The sequence below is a fragment of the Streptomyces sp. genome (assembly GCF_019510245.1).
GTDB lineage: Bacteria > Actinomycetota > Actinomycetes > Streptomycetales > Streptomycetaceae > Streptomyces.
This window is the reverse complement of the sequence record NZ_JAEKKT010000480.1, coordinates 1-1959: the sequence shown is the minus strand read 5'-3', so window position 1 is coordinate 1959 and position 1959 is coordinate 1. Positions and strand designations below refer to the sequence as shown.

The 1959-nt window shown below is 72.8% G+C and carries 2 protein-coding genes and 1 pseudogene; 1 reads left to right on the top strand and 2 read right to left on the bottom strand.

Annotation, left to right across the window (positions count from 1 at the left end; translation table 11 throughout):
* A pseudogene (locus JF597_RS55930) lies at positions 1 to 100 on the bottom strand (TetR family transcriptional regulator); the annotation flags it as partial.
* Between the two features lie 71 nt (positions 101 to 171).
* On the opposite strand from JF597_RS55930, the gene JF597_RS54335 reads away from it, so the two are divergent.
* The gene (locus tag JF597_RS54335; protein ID WP_294014530.1) at positions 172 to 1086 is read left to right on the top strand and encodes an oxidoreductase; all 915 of its coding nucleotides are present in this window, start codon (positions 172 to 174) and stop codon (positions 1084 to 1086) included.
* Between the two features lies 1 nt (position 1087).
* Here JF597_RS54335 and JF597_RS54330 read toward each other — a convergent pair.
* Positions 1088 to 1959 (bottom strand): alpha/beta hydrolase (locus JF597_RS54330; RefSeq protein WP_294014528.1); only part of this gene is annotated, 872 nt, incomplete at its 5' end.

The window sequence follows — 1959 nt, the reverse complement described above, 5'->3', positions numbered from 1 at the left end:
TGTCGCGGAGGGTGCGCTCGGCGGCGTCGAGGAGGGCGGAGCGCAGGTCTCCGTGGTGGTAGGGGCGGCTCGCGGGCTTCTCGGCTGGCATGGGTGCCATCGTATCCGGATGTAGGCGGCGCCAGCATTGTTGTCGTTGACAGCATTGTTGGCGGCGTCTACATTCGGGCCATGGCTACCGACAAGCAGCAGAAGTGGAACGCGACCCGCCTCCCCGACCAGACCGGCCGCACGGCCGTGGTCACGGGGGCGAACAGCGGTATCGGACTCCGGGCCGCACAGGCCCTGGCCGGGGCGGGCGCGCACGTCGTGTTCGCCGTACGGGACCCGGAGCGCGGCGAGGCGGCGGCGAGGACCGTGAACGGCAGCACGGAGGTCCGGCGGCTGGACCTGGCGGACCTGTCGTCGGTGCGGGAGTTCGCGGCCGGGTGGGACCGCCCGCTGGATCTGCTGATCAACAACGCGGGCGTGATGATGATCCCGCAGCAGCGGACGGCGGACGGCTTCGAGATGCAGTTCGGCACGAACCATCTGGGCCACTTCGCGCTGACGAACCTGCTGTTGCCGTATGTCACCGACCGGGTCGTGACGGTGTCCTCGGGCGCACACCGCTGGGGCGACCAGCGGATCGACTTCGACGACCTGAACAGGACGTCGGCCTACGACCCGAGGGGCGTGTACGGCCAGTCGAAGCTCGCGAACCTGCTGTTCGTGCTGGAGCTCCAGCGCCGGCTGACGGAGTCGGGCTCCAAGGTCCGCGCCCTGGCGGCCCACCCCGGCTACTCGGCCACCAACCTCCAGAGCCACGCGGCCAGTCCGGCGGCCCGGGTGTTCATGAAGCTCGGCAACAGGTTCCTGGCGCAGGACGACCGCGCGGGCGCACTGCCCACGCTGTACGCGGCGACGCAGGAGCTGCCGGGGGCGAGTTACGTCGGGCCGGACGGGCTCGGCGAGATGAGGGGTGCGCCGACTCTGGTGGGCCGCAGCACGGCCGCGAGCGACCCCGCCGTCGCCCGGCGCCTGTGGACGGCGTCGGAGGAGCTGACCGGAACGCGTTATCCACAGGGTGTGGGGACGCGGGGCTGAGTCACGGGCGCGTGCTCCCGGTCAGGAGCCCGGCGTTCGCCCAGAACGCGCGCAGCGCGCCGGCGAGTGCCTCCGGCGCCTCCTCGGCCATGTGGTGCCCGGAGTCGATCGGAGCGCCCTCCAGCCGGTCGCCGGCCCAGTCGCGCCAGACGGCCAGGACGTCGCCGTACAGGTCGGTCATGTCGTCCCGCGTGGCCCACAGGATCTGGAGCGGGCTGGTGATGCGCCGGCCGGCCCGGTGGTCGGCGTCGTCGTGCTCCCGGTCGACACCGAGGCCGGCCCGGTAGTCCTCGCACATGGCGTGCACGGTGGCCGGGTCGTGGATCGCCTGCCGGAAGTCCTCGTACGCCTCGGTGCCCATCTGTTCGGCGGTGGCCGTGTACCAGGCGTCGGGGTCGGCGTTGATGACGCGCTCGGCGGGCTTGTCCGTCTGGCCGAGGAAGAACCAGTGCCACCAGCTCGCGGCGAAGCCGGCGTCGCAGCGGCGCAGGGCCTCCCCGATGGGGACGGCGTCCAGCACGCTGACGGCGGACACCGCCCCGGGGTGGTCCAGGGCGAGGCGGGTGGCCACGTACGCGCCCCGGTCGTGCCCGACGACCGCGAACCGCTCGTGGCCGAGCCGGCGCATGACCGTGAGACAGTCGCCGGCCATCGCCCGTTTGGAGTAAGGACGGTGTTCCGGGTCGGTGGCGGGCTTGTCCGAGCGGCCGTAGCCGCGCAGATCGGGGCAGACCACGGTATGGCCCGCCGCGGCCAGCAGCGGGGCCACGCGGTGCCAGGTGGCATGCGTACGGGGATGTCCGTGCAGGAGCAGTACGGCCGGGCCGCTGCCGCCGTGCCGTACCCGCAGCCGGACCCCGTCGCCGCCCTCGC

Coding starts and splice junctions, on each gene's coding strand:
- JF597_RS54335 (WP_294014530.1), top strand. CDS start 172: ATGGCTACCGACAAGCAGCAGAAGTGGAACGCGACCCGCCTCCCCGAC.